The following is a 15,883-nucleotide window of genomic DNA, read 5'->3' on the forward strand; positions in this document are numbered from 1 at the left end:
GCTTTCCCGGTTGCGCCGGGCCCGCGCGCTCCGTATTTTCGATGCGCGCAACGGATGTCGCGGAGGACGCATCCGGCCGGGAGGGCACAGTGTTCGGAATGTTGCGGCCGTGCCGGCACGGCGCCGCGAAATACGGGGTGGACCCACAGCTCTGGCAGGCCCATATGTGCGGTCTGTGCCTGGGGCTGCGCGACGGGCACGGACAGCTGGCCCGGAGTGCGACCAATACCGACGCGGTGGTGCTCGCGCTGCTGACCGAGGCCCAGGCCGCGGCACCCGCCGCGCGCCGCACCGCGGGACCGTGCCCGTTGCGCGGAATGCGCACCGCACGGGTTCCGGTCGGCACCTCGGCGCCGGTCCGGCTCGCCGCCACGGCATCCCTGCTCCTCGGCTCCGCCAAGGTCGCCGACCATATCGACGACGGTGACACCCGCCCCCGGCTGCACCGTCCCATGCGGCGGATCGCGACCGGCTGGTCGGCGGGCGCGCACGCCGGGGCCGCGGCCATCGGTCTGGATATCGCTCCGCTGGTGGCGGCCATCGAGGCCCAGGCGAGCGCCGAACGCCGGCTCGCCGCCGGGGCCGGGCCGGCCGGTGCCGCCGCCCTCGACGAACTGACCCACGCCAGCCGCCGCTGCGCCGCGGAGTTCTTCGCCCATACCGCGGTACTGGCCGATCGTCCGGACAATGTGGCGGCGTTGCGCGCCGCGGGAGACGAGTTCGGCCGGATCGCCCATCTGGCCGACGCGCTCACCGACTATCACGCCGACGCCGCCGCGGATCGATTCAATCCGCTCACCGCCACCGGCACCACGCGGGCCGAGGCCTACGCGCTCGTCCGGGAATCCCATCGTTCGCTGCGGTCGTCGCTGGGGACCGCCGGCCTGACCGGTCTGCCGACGCTGCGCTGGGCACTACTCGATCCGCTCACCACCGCACTGCGCCGGCTCGGCCGCACCATCGCGCCGCCGCCCACCGATTCCGCTGGGCAGAACCCGGCCGGTATCCGCCTCATCGACCCGCAGGCACCCGCCGGCCCGCAGCGGCCGGGGGTCGCCGAGTCCATCCAGCTGATCTGCACCCAGTACTGCACCGGTTACGCGTGCTGTGCCGAGCACACCCGGCCGTGCAGCGGCGAACGGAAGGAGTCCTGGGTCGGGCGGGGGTGTAACTGTGACGACTGCGGCAGCTGCTGCGATTGCTGCAGTTGCTGCAGTGACTGCGGGAGCTGCTGCGGTGACGGTTGCTGTTGCGACGGCTGCGGGTGCGACTGCTGAGCCGGCGGATCAGGTTTTCGCGGCGCGCGGCCGGTCCCGCCGCCGCGCCCACTGCCGGCACGGCTCCTCCACCAGGGCGTGACTCGCCGCGGCGATCGGCAGTGTGAACGCCACCGTCAGTACCAGCACCACCCCGAAACTGCCGTTGAACGGCAGGATGCCGAATACCGGGAAGATCACCGACAGCACGGCGAGATGCCAGATGAAGATCCCGTAGGACCAGCGTCCCGCCATCGCGACCGGCGCCGCGGTCAGCCAGCGATGCGGTTTGCCGGGCGGTCCCAGCACCAGCGGAGCCAGCAGGGCGAACCCGATCACCGCGCCGAGGCCCATCTTCGCGGCGTACTGCCAGGGTTCGGCCCGGGTCAGCCCGGCGACTCCGCCCAGGCGGGTCGCCGACGCCACGAAAGCGGCGGCGGCGATCGCCCACATCAACCGCTGGTTGCCCAGCAGCCGCAGGCGCGCTCGCCGCCGGTCGTCGCAGGTCAGCTCGGCGAGCAGCATGCCGCCCGCGAACCAGGGGATATAGGCGGGTAACCAGTTGTCGGCGTGGATGGCATCCGGGGTCGGTACCGGGATGAAGTTCCAGCCCAGGAAGACCAGCCCGAGCGTCAGGACGGCCGGTACCCGTGCCGCGGCCGCGCGGCCCCGCAATCCGTGCAGCAGCCAGGCCAGCAGCGGCAGCGCGATATAGAAGGCCACCTCGACCGACAGACTCCACATCTGGGTGAGTCCGTCGGTCAGCGTGAGCGGTACGAAAACCTGGAGGAGCAGCAGGTTGGATATCCACACCTGCAACCCGGCGGTACCGGCGGCGGCCGGGACCAGGATCAGCACAGCGCACACCACGACCCAGTAGGCGGGAACGATCCGAGCCACCCGGTGGCGCAGGTAGTAGCCGAGACCGGGGGCGTCGCCGAGTCCGCGGGCGGTGAGCGCGTGCGGGCGCCACAGCAGGAAACCGGACAGCGCGAAGAACACCGCGACCGCCATATCGAAGCGTTCCAGCAGGCGGCCGAGTGTCGGAATCCCGGTGGCACCCGTCTGGAAGGCGACATGGGTGAGCAGTACGCCCAGGGCGGCCAGACCGCGCATACCCTCGAGTGCGGGAAGAAAGCCCCGCTGACGCCCGACGGGTACCGGCGCCGTCCCCGCGGGAGCCGGGCCGTGACCGGGTCCGGCCCGGCGTTCTGCCTGTTCGGCGGGTGGCCAGGGGCCGGTATCGGTGGTCGGGGTGGTCGTCATCGGGTCCCAGTCTGCCGGGCCGTCCGTGCTCGTAGGAAGACGGTATTTCACAATGCGGGTTAGACTCCCCCCGTTTTCGGTCGGATTCCGGCCTCGCCAACCCCTGGGTAACCTCCAGGCTGTTAGTGTCAGGGCTCACGAGTGCCGCGGCGCCCCCCGCTGTACCCGCGGAACGACCTGTGTTCTACGACGAGGAGAGTTTGCATGGCACTGAGTGCCGGAACCAGAAGGACGGTTGCCTGCGTGCTCGTGGGTCTCGGCGCGTTGCTGATCGTCGCCGCGCTGATGATCCCCACCTACACCGTCAGCAAGATGGCCAAGACTCCTCTCGACCTCGAGATCACCACCGTCGCGGTCAATCAGAAGGATCAGGAGAGCCTGGTCCTGGATTCCTCGTCGCTGACGGCCGAGGGGCGCTCGGCCGAGGTCAACAAGAACGTGCCGCTGGTCTCCCAGCGGTTTCTCACGGTCGAGGATCCCTCCGACGCCGACGAGATGACCATCCAGGCCGGTAACACCCTGCGCCGGATCGACAAATCCGGCGACACCGGCGTGCTGACAGCCTACGTCGACCGGGTCACCATCGACCGCAAGACCGGTGAGCCGGTGGCCGCCGATCCCAACGGCTCGATCGCGATCACCACGAACTCCAAGGGCGAGGCGCTCGCGGATCCGGTGCAGCACACAGGGCTGCAATACCGGTTCCCGATCGGCACCGAGAAGAAGACCTACCCGTACTTCGACGTGCTCGCCCGGACCACCACCGATATGGAGTTCCAGGAAGAGACCGAGATCAACGGCACCAAGGTCTACCACTTCCGGCAGCAGGTCCCGGTGACCAAGCTGGCCGACGTCTCCAAGGCGCCGACCAACAAGCTGGAGCTGCCGGCGGCCAAGTGGGGCGTCGAGGGTGGCGAGGAACCGGTCACCATGTACCGCTTCTACGGCAACACCCGCGACGTCTGGGTGGAGCCGGAGACCGGCACCATTGTCAAGGGCGGCGAACAGCTCAACATCTTCTACAGCCGCACCGCCGACAAGGTGGAGGTGCCCGCGCTCAAGGCCAATATGGTCTTCGACACCGATACCGTGGAATCCCAGCTCGCGGTGGCCAAGGACAATATCGACAAGCTGTCGCTGTTCGGCCGGGTCCTGCCGATCGTCTTCGGCATCCTCGGCGCACTCGCGCTGATCGCCGGACTCGTGCTCGGTATCACCGGCGGTCGCGGCGGTCGGCCGGCTCGGCCCACCGGTCCGGCCCGGCGCCCCACCGGGGGCTCCTCGGTCGCCGCATCGGATGACGCACCGACCACCACGCTGCCTCGTACGGGTAACGCGGACGCCCCGACGGAGACCATCAAACTCCCGAAGAATCTCTGAGCGTACGAACACAGTGAGGCGCCCCGGACCGTAAGGTCCGGGGCGCTCTGGTTTGCGGGGCAGTGCGTAGCGCATGTAGCCGCGTCCAAGGCCGACGTTGATATCCTGAGCCGTGCTGGTTACGCCTTCTTTGTACTGGAGTTCTCAGACCTACGTCGGCTCGACCTCAACACTTCCCTCGAGTCTTCTGGGGAGGAAGACTCGGTTACGCTACGTCGAACCGGCCGACCATGCGACGTTCGTTCGTTTCGCCCGAACCGCCACAGCATCGGACGGGGCACGAGTAGGCGGTCATCAATACTGGGCAACGCATAGGAAAACTACGGCTGATCGATGCGGCGATCGCCAGTTCGCGATCGAGTCTCTGTACAGCCGAAGGGTTGTCGGGTCCCTACACGTTCGCGAGATCGATTCAGAGACCAAGTCGTTCAGCTACACCATCGGCATTGCGTCCATGTTCCGGCGATGCGGCTACGCGACAGAATCAATAATGCTGCTACTCGGATATATGTTCGACGAACACGCATACCATAAATGTGACATTTGGATCTACAGCGGCAATATCGGCTCCTTGATACTGCACGGCATCGTGGGATTCCGTGAACAAGGGTGCATTGCCGATGACGAGGTTCTTCGCGGGCACATCAGATATATGGTCCATATGAGTATCACGGCCGAGCACTTCGCAGAGCGTCACGCCCATCCAGTGCATGGGCTCCAACGCGAGTCGGTATCGCGCGGGCGACATTGGCGGCCGCTGCGCGGACGTCATTGGCAGACGAAACCACGGTTACCGATTTTCTAGTTCTTTCCCGGCCCTCGACGGGCTCCGCTCTACCGAATCCGGCGCGGTAACAGGGCGTTCCCGAGCATCCGAGCTGAACGCTAGGTGAGTTATCGGAGCAACAGTCCCCTTGCTGTTGCCGTCTTCGCGACCTCCAGGCGCCCATGATCACCGGAATCAGTATGCTCGGCTCGCGTTTCGAGCGAATCGGAGTGCCCCAACGATCGTGTCACCAGGTACATGAAGGTGTCCGAGCCTCGTAGGCGGAGGTCGGCGCAGCGCGGCTTCCGTCCGTGATGAGAGATCGAAGCCCGGCCGAGACGAGCTGGTCGACCGAGGCACGCCGACCACAAGGAACCGGGGCTGGTTGCCATAACGCCCACGACCTCGGGCCCCTGTCGTAGTCGCAGAGTGTGCCGGGTGACAAGCGTCATCGTTCAGCGCTCGCTGTATCGAACTCGCTGTCGCGCGCGAGATTTGCCATAGCTGAGCCGACGCAGTGCGACCTCCGCCGGCCCACGCATACCCCGGCGGCGCATCGAATCGGCGAGGACCACCGTGGCAAGCCACACGGCCGTCCCGACGCCGACGGCAGCAGCAGGGTAGGGAATTGGCAGGTCGAGCGTGTACGAGGCGAATAACACCGTCCACGCGACCGACTGCGCCGAATAGAAGGTCATGGAACGTTCGCCGAGAGCAGCCAGGGCGGTCGTCACCGGGCCCCGCCGGTCGGCAAGGCCGAGTGCTACCAAGGCGATGAGAGCTGCGTAACCGAGTCCGCCCGCATAACCCGTCAGCTGATGAATTCCGGCGGAGAGCAGGGCATCCAGCGGTGAATAACTTCTCCACATGCCGGCTTCGAACAATGCCAAGGGCACGCCGCCCAGTATGCCCAGGGAGATACCGGCGACGGCGCTCACTCGGAGGAGGCGCATATGTTTCGCCTGCTCTTCCAAGAGGTGGTGCCGTGCCGCCAGGATTCCGACGAGAAACGGGACGACGGTGCTGACGAACATCACCACCCCGATGGCCGCGAACGTGGTGAGGCGGAAGACGACCTGACCGACGAATCCGTCCGGTATCGGCGGGTTGCCGCTCTGTCCGGTGAGGACCTGATCGGCGGCGATCACGGCTCGGATGATCGCACCCAACGGCAACCAAGCCAACGCCAACAGAACCAGGGTCCGATCGCGGAAGCGCAGAACTCCCGCGAAAGTCAGCGCAACCAGACCGTAGACGGTCAGGAGCACGGGGCCGCTGATCCGCGATCCCACGAAAGCGACCCGTCATCGGCATTGCCCGACGCTTTGATGAGAGAGGTGTCCGGGCCCTGCGGGACTATCTCACTAAAGGCGTTTCCGGCGGTTTCCCTCAGAAAGTTCGGGCGTCGGGCCTGCGGTCAGCGAACGCGTTGACCGCAGGCTTCCAGCGCATCGTCCATCGTGCCCGACCCGCACCGGTCGGGTCGAGCGAACGAGTGACCGAATACGGCGCGATCGTGCGCCACCGATCCTCGGTCAGCGTGGCCCTGAGGATGCCGGGGTCGGAACCCCGCCCCGAAGATTTCGGAGCGGGGCTCGCGTGCGGCCCGTCAGCGCAGCGTGGCGGTGAGGTGCGGAAAGCCCTTCGTCGGGTGCCGCAGAGCCAGGTCCCAGCCCTGCTCGACCTGGTCGGCGTAGACGTTCACGGTGGACGGCAGCAGGATCGGTTTGCCGAATTTCACCGCGTAGGAGACCTTGTCGGGGATCCGGCCCTCGACGGTCGCGAGGATCGTTGCCGCCGACCACATCCCGTGCGCGATCGCCCGGGGGAAGCCGAAAGCCTTGGCACCCAATGCCGAGGTATGGATCGGGTTCTGATCACCGGAGGCGTTCGCGTAGCGGGTGATCGTCTTCTGGTCCACCTTCCACGTCCGCAGCGGGGGCGGCGGCACCTCCTCGGGTTTCGGTTCGGGCTTCGGTCCGCCCGACAGCGAGGTCTTCTGCTGGTGCAGGAAGGTGGTGACCTGCCGCCACACCAGCTCCCGGCCGACCCGGATCTCGCTGATCGCGTCGACCAGCAGGCCCTTGGGGTGTTCCCGCAGATTCTCGATATGCGCGGTGATATCGAGCGGTTCGCTCAACGAGATGTCCCGGGTGCGTTCGATGAGGTTCTCCGCGTGCACCGCGCCGACCGCCACGAACGGGAAGTCGCGCTGCACCACGAGTTTCATCACCAGCGGGAAGGTGATGATGAACGGGTAGGTCAGCGGCAGGGTGTCGCCGAAGCGCAGCCCGGTGGCCGTGCAGTAGGCCGCCAGGTGTTCCGGGTCGACCCGGTAGCCGTCGAGCCGGACGGCGCGGTCCGGGATCTCGGATTTTCGCGCCGAGACCAGCGGTATCGCGCCGAGCACGGCCTGTGCATACAGGCCGCCGTTCTTCGGCGGTGCGTCGAGGGTGATGGTCTCGGTCATCACGCGCCGATCATGCTCTGGCCGCAGACCCGGACGATATTGCCGTTCACCGCGTTCGAGGCCGGGCTGGCGAAGTAGGCGATGGTTTCGGCGACGTCCACGGTCTGGCCGCCCTGGTTCAGGGAGGCCATCAGCCGACCGCCCTCCCGGGTGGCCAGCGGGATCGCGGCGGTCATGGCGGTTTCGATGAAACCGGGCGCCACGGCGTTGATGGTGATGCCCTTGGCGGCCAGTTCCGGCGCCTCGGCGTTCACCATGCCGATGACCCCGGCCTTGGAGGCGCCGTAGTTGGTCTGCCCGCGGTTACCGGCGATACCCGCGATGGAGGAGACGTCCACGACCCGGCCGCCCTCCTTCAGCGCGCCCGCGGCCACCAGGCCCTGGGTGATGCGATGCGGCGCGGCCAGGTTCACGTTCAGGACGGCGTTCCAGCGGTCCTCGTCCATATTCGCCAGCAGTTTGTCCCGGGTGATCCCGGCGTTGTGCACGATGATGTCGATTCCGCCGAAACGTTCGGTGGCGAATTCGGCGAGCCGCTGCGCGGCGTCGGGCGCGGTGACGTCGAGTGCCAGTGCGGTGGCACCCACCTTGTTCGCGGTCTCGGTCAGCGCTTCACCGGCGGCCGGGATATCGGCGACGATGACCTTCGCGCCGTCGCGGGCGAAGACCTCGGCGATGGTGGCGCCGATCCCGCGGGCGGCACCGGTGACCACGGCGACCTTCCCGTCCAGCGGCTTGTCCCAGTTCGCGGGCGCGACCGCGTCGTCCTTACCGACGCGGATCACCTGACCGTCCACGAACGCCGATTTGGCGGACAGCACGAACCGCAGGGTCGAGGCGAGGCCGGTGGCCGCCGGGGAGGCGTCGGGGTGCAGGTACACCAGCTGCGCGGTGGCGCCGCGCAGCAGCTCCTTGCCCACCGACCGGGTGAAGCCTTCGAGCGCGCGCTGGGCGATCTGGCCGTCCACGCTGCCGGCGAGTTCGGGTGTGGTGCCGATGACCAGGACCCGGCCCGACGGCGCGATACTGCGCATCGCCGGCTGGAAGAACTCGAACAGCTGCGACAGATCCTCGATGCTGCCGATACCGGTGGCGTCGAAGACCAGGGCGCCGTATTTGGTTCCGGCGGTGAGGGAATCGGCGAAGGTGTATCCCTCGGCCAGCAGTGCCCGCAGCGGTTCGGCGACCCGGCCCTTACCGCCCAGCAGCACCGGTCCCGGCAGCGGCGGCTCGCCGGGCACGTAGCGCCGCAACTTCTCCGGCTTCGGCAGGCCCAGCTTGTTCGCGAGGAACCCGCCCGGCGCGGAGTTGACGAACGATCCATAGAGGTTGGGTGCACCCTTGCTCTTGGCTGCCACAGTTCCCACCTTTTCCTGTTGCTCGATGTGGTGTCGGGAGTCGCCGGAGGCGGTGTCGACATTGAACTTACTCCGGAGTAAGTTTATCGTAAACCGAGCGCGGGCGGGCGTCGGACGCCGTGGCGCGCAGCCGCGGCCCGGGCCCGGAGCACCCGACCCTCTCGCCAACTCGACAACCTGGGAGACCCGAGTGACCACCACATCCCGTTCGACCCGTCCGGTAGCGATCCTCGGCGGTAACCGCATCCCGTTCGCGCGTTCCGACAAGGCCTACGCCCACGCCTCCAACCAGGACATGTTCACCGCCACGCTGGACGGACTGGTGAGCCGCTTCGGCCTGCAATCGGAACGGCTGGGCATGGTCGCCGGTGGCGCGGTGCTCAAGCGGGTCGGTGAGCACGGCCTGATCCGGGAGAGCGTGCTGGGTAGCCGGCTCAGCCCCTACACCCCCGCCCACGATCTGCAGCTGGCCTGCGGTACCGGCCTGCAGGCCGTCGTCACCGTCGGCGACGCGATCGCGGCCGGCCGGATCGAGGTGGGTATCGGTGGCGGCACCGACACCACCTCCGACGCGCCCATCGGGGTCAGCGAGCGGATGCGCGAGTGGATGCTGAACGCCAACCGCGCCCGCACCAATGCCGAGCGGCTCAAACTGGTCGGTCAGCTGCGCCCGGGCATGCTCGGTATCGAGATCCCGCGCAATGCCGAACCCCGTACCGGCCTGTCGATGGGCGAGCACGCCGCCATCACGGCCAAGGAATTCGGGGTCTCCCGCGACGCCCAGGACGAACTGGCCTATCTGTCGCACAAGAACATGGCCGCCGCGTACGAGCGCGGCTTCTTCGACGACCTGGTGACCCCGTTCCTCGGGCTCACCCGCGACGACAACCTGCGCCCGAACTCCTCGCTGGAGAAGCTCGGCACGCTGAAGCCGGTCTTCGGGGTGAAGCTGGGCGACGCCACCATGACGGCGGGCAATTCCACCCCGCTCACCGACGGCGCGTCGGCGGTGCTGCTGTCCAGCGACGAATGGGCGGCCGAGCGCAACCTGCCGGTCCTCGCGCATCTGGTGGACAGCGAAGTCGCCGCCGTCGACTACATCCACGGCCCCGACGGTCTGCTCATGGCCCCCACCTACGCGGTGCCGCGGCTGCTCGCCCGCAACGGGCTGACGTTGCAGGATTTCGATTTCTACGAGATCCACGAGGCCTTCGCCTCGGTGGTGCTGGCCACCCTGCAGGCCTGGGAATCGGACCAGTACTGCAAGGAGCGGCTCGGCCTCGACGGGGCGCTCGGCTCGATCGACCGCACCAAACTGAACGTCAACGGTTCCTCGCTGGCCGCCGGGCACCCGTTCGCCGCCACCGGCGGCCGGATCGTCGCTCAGGCCGCCAAACAGCTGGCGGAGAAGGGGTCGGGCCGGGCGCTCATCTCCATCTGCGCCGCGGGCGGTCAGGGCGTGGTCGCCATTCTCGAGCGCTGAACCGGCCGGGTCCGGGTCCGTCCGGCGGGTGAGGGAAGCGCCCACAGCCGCGGCGGGCCCCGGACCGGCGCAGGGGAAAGGAGGTGCCCCGATCGGGAAGGTCGGGGCACCCCTATTTCTGGTGGGCCCGGTCTCGCGCATCTGTGGTCCCTTCTGCGTGATCGTCGATATCGAACGAGAAAGGTTCGCGCCGGCGAGCGGTATCACCGTCGGTGATCCCGGCGGCCGGCGGTACGAGCCGGTCGGTGAAGCTCGCGCCGGCCGCTCGTCGTGGTCGACGGCCTAGCCCGATCCGGGCAGCTCGTGATGCCCGCCGAAGGCTTCGCGCATCGCGGACAGGGCCTTGTCCGCGTACGCCGATTCACCGCGTGAAGCGAAACGCTGGAACAGCGCCGCCGAGAGCACCGGAGCCGGTACTCCGATATCCACCGCGGCGTCGAGGGTCCAGCGTCCCTCTCCGGAATCGGAGACCCGGCCGCCGAAGGAATCCAGATTCGGGTCGGCGTGCAGTTGGGTCGCGGTGAGGTCGAGCAACCAGGACGCCACCACCGATCCGCGCCGCCAGACCTCGGCGACCTCCGCGATATCGATGTCGTACCGGTAGTACTCCGGATGTTCGAGGGGGGTCTCCTCCGCGGAGTACTCGCCGCCGGCGCGGTTGCCGTAGTCGGCCTTGTGCATGATGTTGAACCCCTCGGCGTAGGCCGCCATGACGCCGTACTCGATCCCGTTGTGCACCATTTTCACGAAATGGCCCGCCCCCGCGGGACCGCAGTGCAGATAACCCTCTTCGGCCGGTCCGGGCTCCCCCGTCCGCCCCGGGGTCCGCGGCGCGGCCGCGACGCCGGGCGCGATGGCCCGCAGCAGTGGTTCCAGGTACCGCACCGGCTCCGGCTCGCCGCCGATCATCAGGCAGAACCCGCGGTCGCGGCCGAACACTCCGCCCGAGGTGCCGATATCGAGGTAGTGGATACCGAGGGGGGCGAGTTGCGCGGCCCGGGCGATATCGTCGTGGTACCGGCTGTTGCCGCCGTCGATGACGATATCGCCGGGCTCCAGCAATTCCGCCAGCTGGTCGACCGTGCGACCGGTGAGACCGGCCGGGATCATCACCCACACCACGCGGGGGGTGTCGAGGTCGGCGACGAATTCCGCCAGGTCGGTGCTGCCCCGGAAGCTGTCGCCGAGTTCGGCGGTGAGAGCGTCTATCACGTCGGCGTGGCGTTCGCAGCCGACCGCCGTATGACCGGCCGCGACGATCCGCCGCACGATATTGGCCCCCATCCGGCCGAGCCCGATCATGCCCAACTGCATCTCGCGTCCCCTTTACTCATAGAGGTCGGATCGCATGCCGCCCCCGATTGTGCCCGCCCCTCGAGAACTTTCGCCGAGTTCGTGTGTAACGACCCGCGCGTGGCGCCGATATACCGGTCGGCTCCGTGCATTCGCCTGACCCCCGACCCGGCGACTGCACGGGGCCACTTTGCTGTCCGGGGCTTTGTTCGGGCGATATGTCCCAACTGCGACGCCAGTGGCTATCCAGATGGCGCAGCTGTGATCGATCCGGCACTGAAGATTACAGTTCGGACAACTATCGTTGGCGAAGGCTCGCAGCCCGCGAGTCCCCGAAGTATCGATTGGGGAGGACGGTTCGTGAGCAGCGAATCGAACACCGACCGAGGTGACAGACGCGACCACGGCCGCCCGCTGCCGGTCGACGGCGGCCTACGTCAGCTGCTCGATACCGGCCGCGCCCAGCAGGGGCAGCAGCCGTCCGCACCGACCGAACCGGTCGAACAGGCCGACAATGTCGCCCCCGGCTGGCGTGGCGGCAGCTCTTGGTTGAACCCCCGCGCCGGTTCCGCCGCGCAGCGGTCCGAGCAGGGCCAGGCCCCCTCGGGTTCGGGTTCGGATTCCGGCGGCGGTTCTCCCCACACCCCGCCCCCCAATCCGGAAGCCCCCCGCCCCGCCCAACCGGGACCGCCCGGCCGCGGTCCCGGCGCCCCGGCACCGTCCGGTCCCGGATCGGCAGCGGCTACCGGTGTCCGGCCTGTCACGGGTCCCGGACCGGCGGCGGCTACCGGTGTCCGGCCTGCCACGGGTCCCGGACCGGCAGCTCCCACGGGTGCCCGGCCGTCCAACGTTCCCGGACCGGCAGTGGCCTCGGATGCCAGGCCTTCCCACGGCCCCGACTCGACGGCGCCCTCCGGTCCCGGATCTTCTCCGGGCCCCGGTGCTCCCTCGGGTTCCGGCGGGCCTGCCGGTCCGGCTCGGCCGCCCGGCCCCGCTCGGCGCCCCGGTCCCGGACCGTCCACTCCACCCGGCCCCGCCCCGGCCGACCCCACCGGGCCCGAGTACACCACCCAGCAGTTCCCGCTGCCCACCGCCGCGCCCGCACCCGCCACTTTCGCCGACGCGGATCCGGACGACGCGCCGACCGAGGTCTTCGATTCGAGCGCACTCACCCAGCGGCTCTCCGGGGGACCGTCATCTTGGCCGGGTCACCCGAACAATCCGACCAGCGCCGATATCCTGTCGCACGGCGACAGATCCGGTCCGCCCGCGCCGCCGGGCGGTCCGGGTGGAGGGCGCGGCACCGGTGGATCCGGTGACGACAACGGTCGTTTCTCCGCCGCCCGGAGCTGGCTGCGCGACTCCGCGAACGCCCGGCGGGTCGTGCTGGTCGCCGCCATCGTGTTCGGCGTCGCGCTCGTGGGCTATATCGCCGACCTGGTGATGACCTCGGGCAAGATTCCGCGCGGCGTCGAGGTCGCCGGGGTCGCCGTCGGCGGGCTGGACAAAGACGACGCCCGCGCGAAACTGCAGGAGACCCTCGACCCGCGTTCCGGCGAAGTCGTCCCGGTGAAGATCGCCGATGTGCAGACCCAGCTGGTTCCGGCCGCGGCCGGTCTCGGCGTGGACTGGGAGGCGACCTGGGAGCGAGTAGGCGGTCAGCCGCTCAACCCGGCTTCGCGGCTGCTGTCCTTCGTGGCCACCCGCAAGGTCACGGTGGCCAGTTCGGTCGACGAAGCGGCGCTGAGCCGGACCTTCGATGAACTGAAGGTGCACGACCAGCCGCCCGTCGAAGGTGGTATCCATTTCGAGGGCACACGGCCGGTCGAGGTGAACCCCGTCTCGGGCCGGGTCCTGGACCTCGGCGCGGCCCGCACGGTCATCATCGAGCAGTGGGCGACCGCGAGCACCCTGGATCTGCCGGTCGCCGTGGCGCCGCCCGCCGTCCGCCAGGATGCGATCGATGCGGCCATGCACCAGATCGCCGAACCCGCGGTGAGCGCGCCGGTGTCCTACACCGGTAAGGGAGACGCCACTGCCGCTCTGAGTCCGGAACAGATCGCCACCATCGTCGGTTTCGTACCGGACGGGCACGGCGGGCTGCGGGTCGAGTTCGACCACAAGGTGGCCACCGACCTGCTCGCCCCCCAGCTGGCCTCCACGGAGGTCGAACCCAAAGACGCGACCTTCACCTTTTCCGGTGCGCCCACCGTGGTGCCCGCCGTGGTCGGCGACAAGATCAACTGGGCCAAGACGCTGGAGCAGCTGCCGGCGATGCTCGCCGCGACCGGCGCCCCGCGCACCACACCGGCGATCTACGAGCGGATCGAACCCAAGCTCACCACGCAGGCCGCCGAGGCGCTCGGTATCAACGAAACGATGGGCGAGTTCACCACCAGCGGTTTCAGCGGCCCCTCCGGGGTGAACATCCGCACGGTCGCGCAGGAGGTCGACGGTGCGGTCGTCAAGCCCGGCGATACTTTCTCACTCAACACCCACACCGGTCCGCGTACCGCCGCCGAAGGCTATGTGGAATCGGGCATCATCGATCACGGCCGGCCCAGCAAGGCCGTGGGCGGCGGGATCAGCCAGTTCGCCACCACCCTCTACAACGCGGCTTATTTCGCGGGCCTGGAGGACGCCGGCCACACCGAACACAGCTACTACATCTCCCGCTATCCGGCGGCCCGCGAAGCGACCGTGTTCGACGGCGCCATCGACCTCCAGTTCCGCAACAACACCCCGCACGGCGTCTACATCCAAGCCTTCGCCGACAGCTCCGAGGTGACCGTTCGCATCTGGGGTACCAAAACGGTGAACGTGGAATCGATCACCGGTGACAAGACCAAGCCGACGGAACCGGAAACCATCACCCTGCCCGCGGGCGACGACTGCATCGCCTCCACGGGCGCTCCTGGGTTCACCATCTCCGACACTCGGGTGATCACCGATATCAATACCGGCGCGGAGGTCTCCCGCCACACCCGGACCGTGAAATACGATCCGGTGCCGGAGGTCAAATGCGAGTCACCGGACGAGAAGAAGCCGGAGGAATCCAGCGACGAGCCGAGCGGCGGCAGCCGGCCCAGCGGTAGCACCACCCCCAGCAGCCGGCCCAGCAGTCGTCCCGGTTCGCGCTGAGAGACCGAACAGTGCCCGCCCCGGCAGTTGGCCGGGGCGGGCACTGTCGTTTCCGAGAGGGTTACAGCGGTGTGCGCATCAGGAGCACGTTGTACTGGCGATGCACGGTGAGCAGGAAGTACAGGTCGCTGCCGGTCTGGTAGGGGAAGATCATGGGCGCGTAGGCCGTCGGCAGCGCGGCCGCTTCCAGCAGCACCCGGGGCGTGCTCCACGGTCCCTCCGGCGTGTCCGCGGTGCGCAGCACCACCGAGTTGTACGGATCGGTCGTCAGCATCACGAACTTGCGCAGATGGTCATTCCACTGCACCGACAGCTCGGCCACCCCGTCGACGACCGGCGCGGCGGCTCTGGCATCGTTCGGCTTCCAGCCGTGCCCGTCCCAGTACTCGTAGGCGTCGATATTCGCGATATCGGCTTCCCGCACCCGGGACACGTACCCGGGATGATTCCGGCCCGCCGGAGTGCCGTACCGGTACACGAATCCGTCGTCCTTCACGAACGCGTTCTGCTGGAACCGCTCGTGGCCGTCCACATTCGCCCGGCGCGTGGTCGGCAGCTGTGCCCAGGTCCGTCCGCCGTCACCGGACGCGGCGAGCGTAGCGAAGTTGGTGGTCCACAGACCGTGGTCGCCCCACTCCTTCACCGACATCATGCTCAGGTACTGCACGCCGCCCACCGAGATACCGGCGGTCGGGATCAAACTGATCTCGATGCCCGGGATCTTCGGGCTGGGCAGCGGATTCGGGACCGCGCCGTCGAATACGATGCCCTGTGCCGGATCCTTCGTGTGGCTGAAGAACAGGGCATTGCTGGTCCACGCCCACACACTGCCGGCCAGTAGGTTCGGCACACCAAGACCCGCGGAATCACCGAAGGCGGTAAGCATGGTGCCGGCTCCGTCGTCCCACATCACCCCCAGATCGGTGCCCAGAACATTCACCCGCTGAGTTCTGTTGGGGCTGTCCATACCCGTCACCTGGTAGATGGCCTGGGTGTCCCCGGGCAGTGTCGGCAGACCGCGGGGCTCGCCGTTGATACCGGGGATCGGGTTCACATCGTTCGGATCCGCGCCCGCCGGACCGGCCAGGACCAGGGCCGCGACGGCACCGACGACCCCGGTACGCACCAGGAGGGACAGCGGACGGGGGGTCATTCTCGATGTCCTCCATGCGGGGCGGCGAGGTGGTTCGGTGGCCCATCTTGCCATGATCATCAGCGCGCTGTGTTTTTTGGCGACGCCTGCGGCGCCGCGGGGTTGAGGCCCCCTCGGTCCCGCCGTTCAGCGCCCGAGACTCGCGCCTGCGGCGCATGCACTTCGGGCGCTGAACGGCGGGACGGGCCTCAACCTTCAAGGGCCTCGCTGAACTCGGCACCGCGGGCGGGCGGCCTCCATGGATGGAACAGATACGTGGTCAGCGGTGCGGCCGGGTCGGCATCGGACCTGGACATCGAATGCTGACGCAACCCGCA

General features: G+C 68.3%; 11 protein-coding genes. 5 read left to right on the forward strand and 6 right to left on the reverse strand.

The features are described from left to right. The first annotated feature begins 41 nt into the window (after positions 1 to 41). Entirely contained in the window at positions 42 to 1,277 is a 1,236-nt protein-coding gene (locus NF4_RS04515; RefSeq protein WP_232330316.1) for a DUF5685 family protein, read from the forward strand. Between the two features lie 9 nt (positions 1,278 to 1,286). Here the strand turns inward: NF4_RS04515 and NF4_RS04520 are convergent, their stop codons facing one another. Next, complete coding sequence (locus NF4_RS04520; protein ID WP_063126030.1) at positions 1,287 to 2,522, reverse strand: acyltransferase family protein; 1,236 nt, start codon at positions 2,520 to 2,522, stop codon at positions 1,287 to 1,289. Positions 2,523 to 2,726: 204 nt separating this feature from the next. Here NF4_RS04520 and pgfA point away from each other — a divergent pair, with 204 nt between their 5' ends. After that, the gene (gene pgfA, locus NF4_RS04525) at positions 2,727 to 3,902 is read left to right on the forward strand and encodes a cell envelope lipid trafficking protein PgfA (RefSeq protein WP_063126031.1); all 1,176 of its coding nucleotides are present in this window, start codon (positions 2,727 to 2,729) and stop codon (positions 3,900 to 3,902) included. Positions 3,903 to 4,014: 112 nt separating this feature from the next. Then, positions 4,015 to 4,707 carry a GNAT family N-acetyltransferase gene (locus NF4_RS39945; protein ID WP_198165213.1) on the forward strand — a complete coding sequence of 231 codons (693 nt, stop codon included), beginning with the start codon at positions 4,015 to 4,017 and terminating at the stop codon, positions 4,705 to 4,707. Between the two features lie 416 nt (positions 4,708 to 5,123). Here NF4_RS39945 and NF4_RS04535 read toward each other — a convergent pair whose 3' ends face one another. The 3 genes from NF4_RS04535 to NF4_RS04545 all read right to left on the reverse strand — a co-directional run bounded on the left by NF4_RS04535 (position 5,124) and on the right by NF4_RS04545 (position 8,496). Then, complete coding sequence (locus NF4_RS04535) at positions 5,124 to 5,960, reverse strand: DUF418 domain-containing protein (protein ID WP_063126033.1); 837 nt, start codon at positions 5,958 to 5,960, stop codon at positions 5,124 to 5,126. 317 nt (positions 5,961 to 6,277) lie between these two features. Next, positions 6,278 to 7,138, reverse strand: coding sequence for a MaoC family dehydratase (locus tag NF4_RS04540; RefSeq protein WP_063126034.1), 861 nt, complete (start codon positions 7,136 to 7,138; stop codon positions 6,278 to 6,280). Further along, the gene (locus NF4_RS04545; protein WP_063126035.1) at positions 7,138 to 8,496 is read right to left on the reverse strand and encodes a 3-oxoacyl-ACP reductase; all 1,359 of its coding nucleotides are present in this window, start codon (positions 8,494 to 8,496) and stop codon (positions 7,138 to 7,140) included. Before NF4_RS04545 ends, NF4_RS04540 begins: the two co-directional genes overlap by 1 nt. A gap of 190 nt (positions 8,497 to 8,686) precedes the next feature. On the opposite strand from NF4_RS04545, the gene NF4_RS04550 reads away from it, so the two are divergent. After that, positions 8,687 to 9,979, forward strand: a complete 1,293-nt coding sequence (locus tag NF4_RS04550; RefSeq protein WP_063126036.1) for an acetyl-CoA C-acetyltransferase — start codon at positions 8,687 to 8,689, stop codon at positions 9,977 to 9,979. A gap of 282 nt (positions 9,980 to 10,261) precedes the next feature. Here the strand turns inward: NF4_RS04550 and gnd are convergent, their stop codons facing one another. Further along, on the reverse strand, positions 10,262 to 11,293 hold the full coding sequence (gene gnd / locus NF4_RS04555; RefSeq protein ID WP_063126037.1) for a phosphogluconate dehydrogenase (NAD(+)-dependent, decarboxylating): 1,032 nt from the start codon (positions 11,291 to 11,293) through the stop codon (positions 10,262 to 10,264). Between the two features lie 339 nt (positions 11,294 to 11,632). Between gnd and NF4_RS39010 the strand changes: the two genes are divergently transcribed. Further along, complete coding sequence (locus NF4_RS39010; RefSeq protein ID WP_232330318.1) at positions 11,633 to 14,413, forward strand: VanW family protein; 2,781 nt, start codon at positions 11,633 to 11,635, stop codon at positions 14,411 to 14,413. A 61-nt stretch (positions 14,414 to 14,474) separates the two neighbouring features. Here NF4_RS39010 and NF4_RS04565 read toward each other — a convergent pair whose 3' ends face one another. After that, a complete protein-coding gene (locus NF4_RS04565) occupies positions 14,475 to 15,566 on the reverse strand; it encodes a glycoside hydrolase family 183 protein (protein WP_063126038.1) in 1,092 nt (363 codons plus the stop codon). Between the last annotated feature and the right edge of the window lie 317 nt (positions 15,567 to 15,883).

The sequence above is a fragment of the Nocardia fusca NBRC 14340 genome (assembly GCF_001618425.1).
Taxonomy (GTDB): Bacteria; Actinomycetota; Actinomycetes; order Mycobacteriales; family Mycobacteriaceae; genus Nocardia; species Nocardia fusca.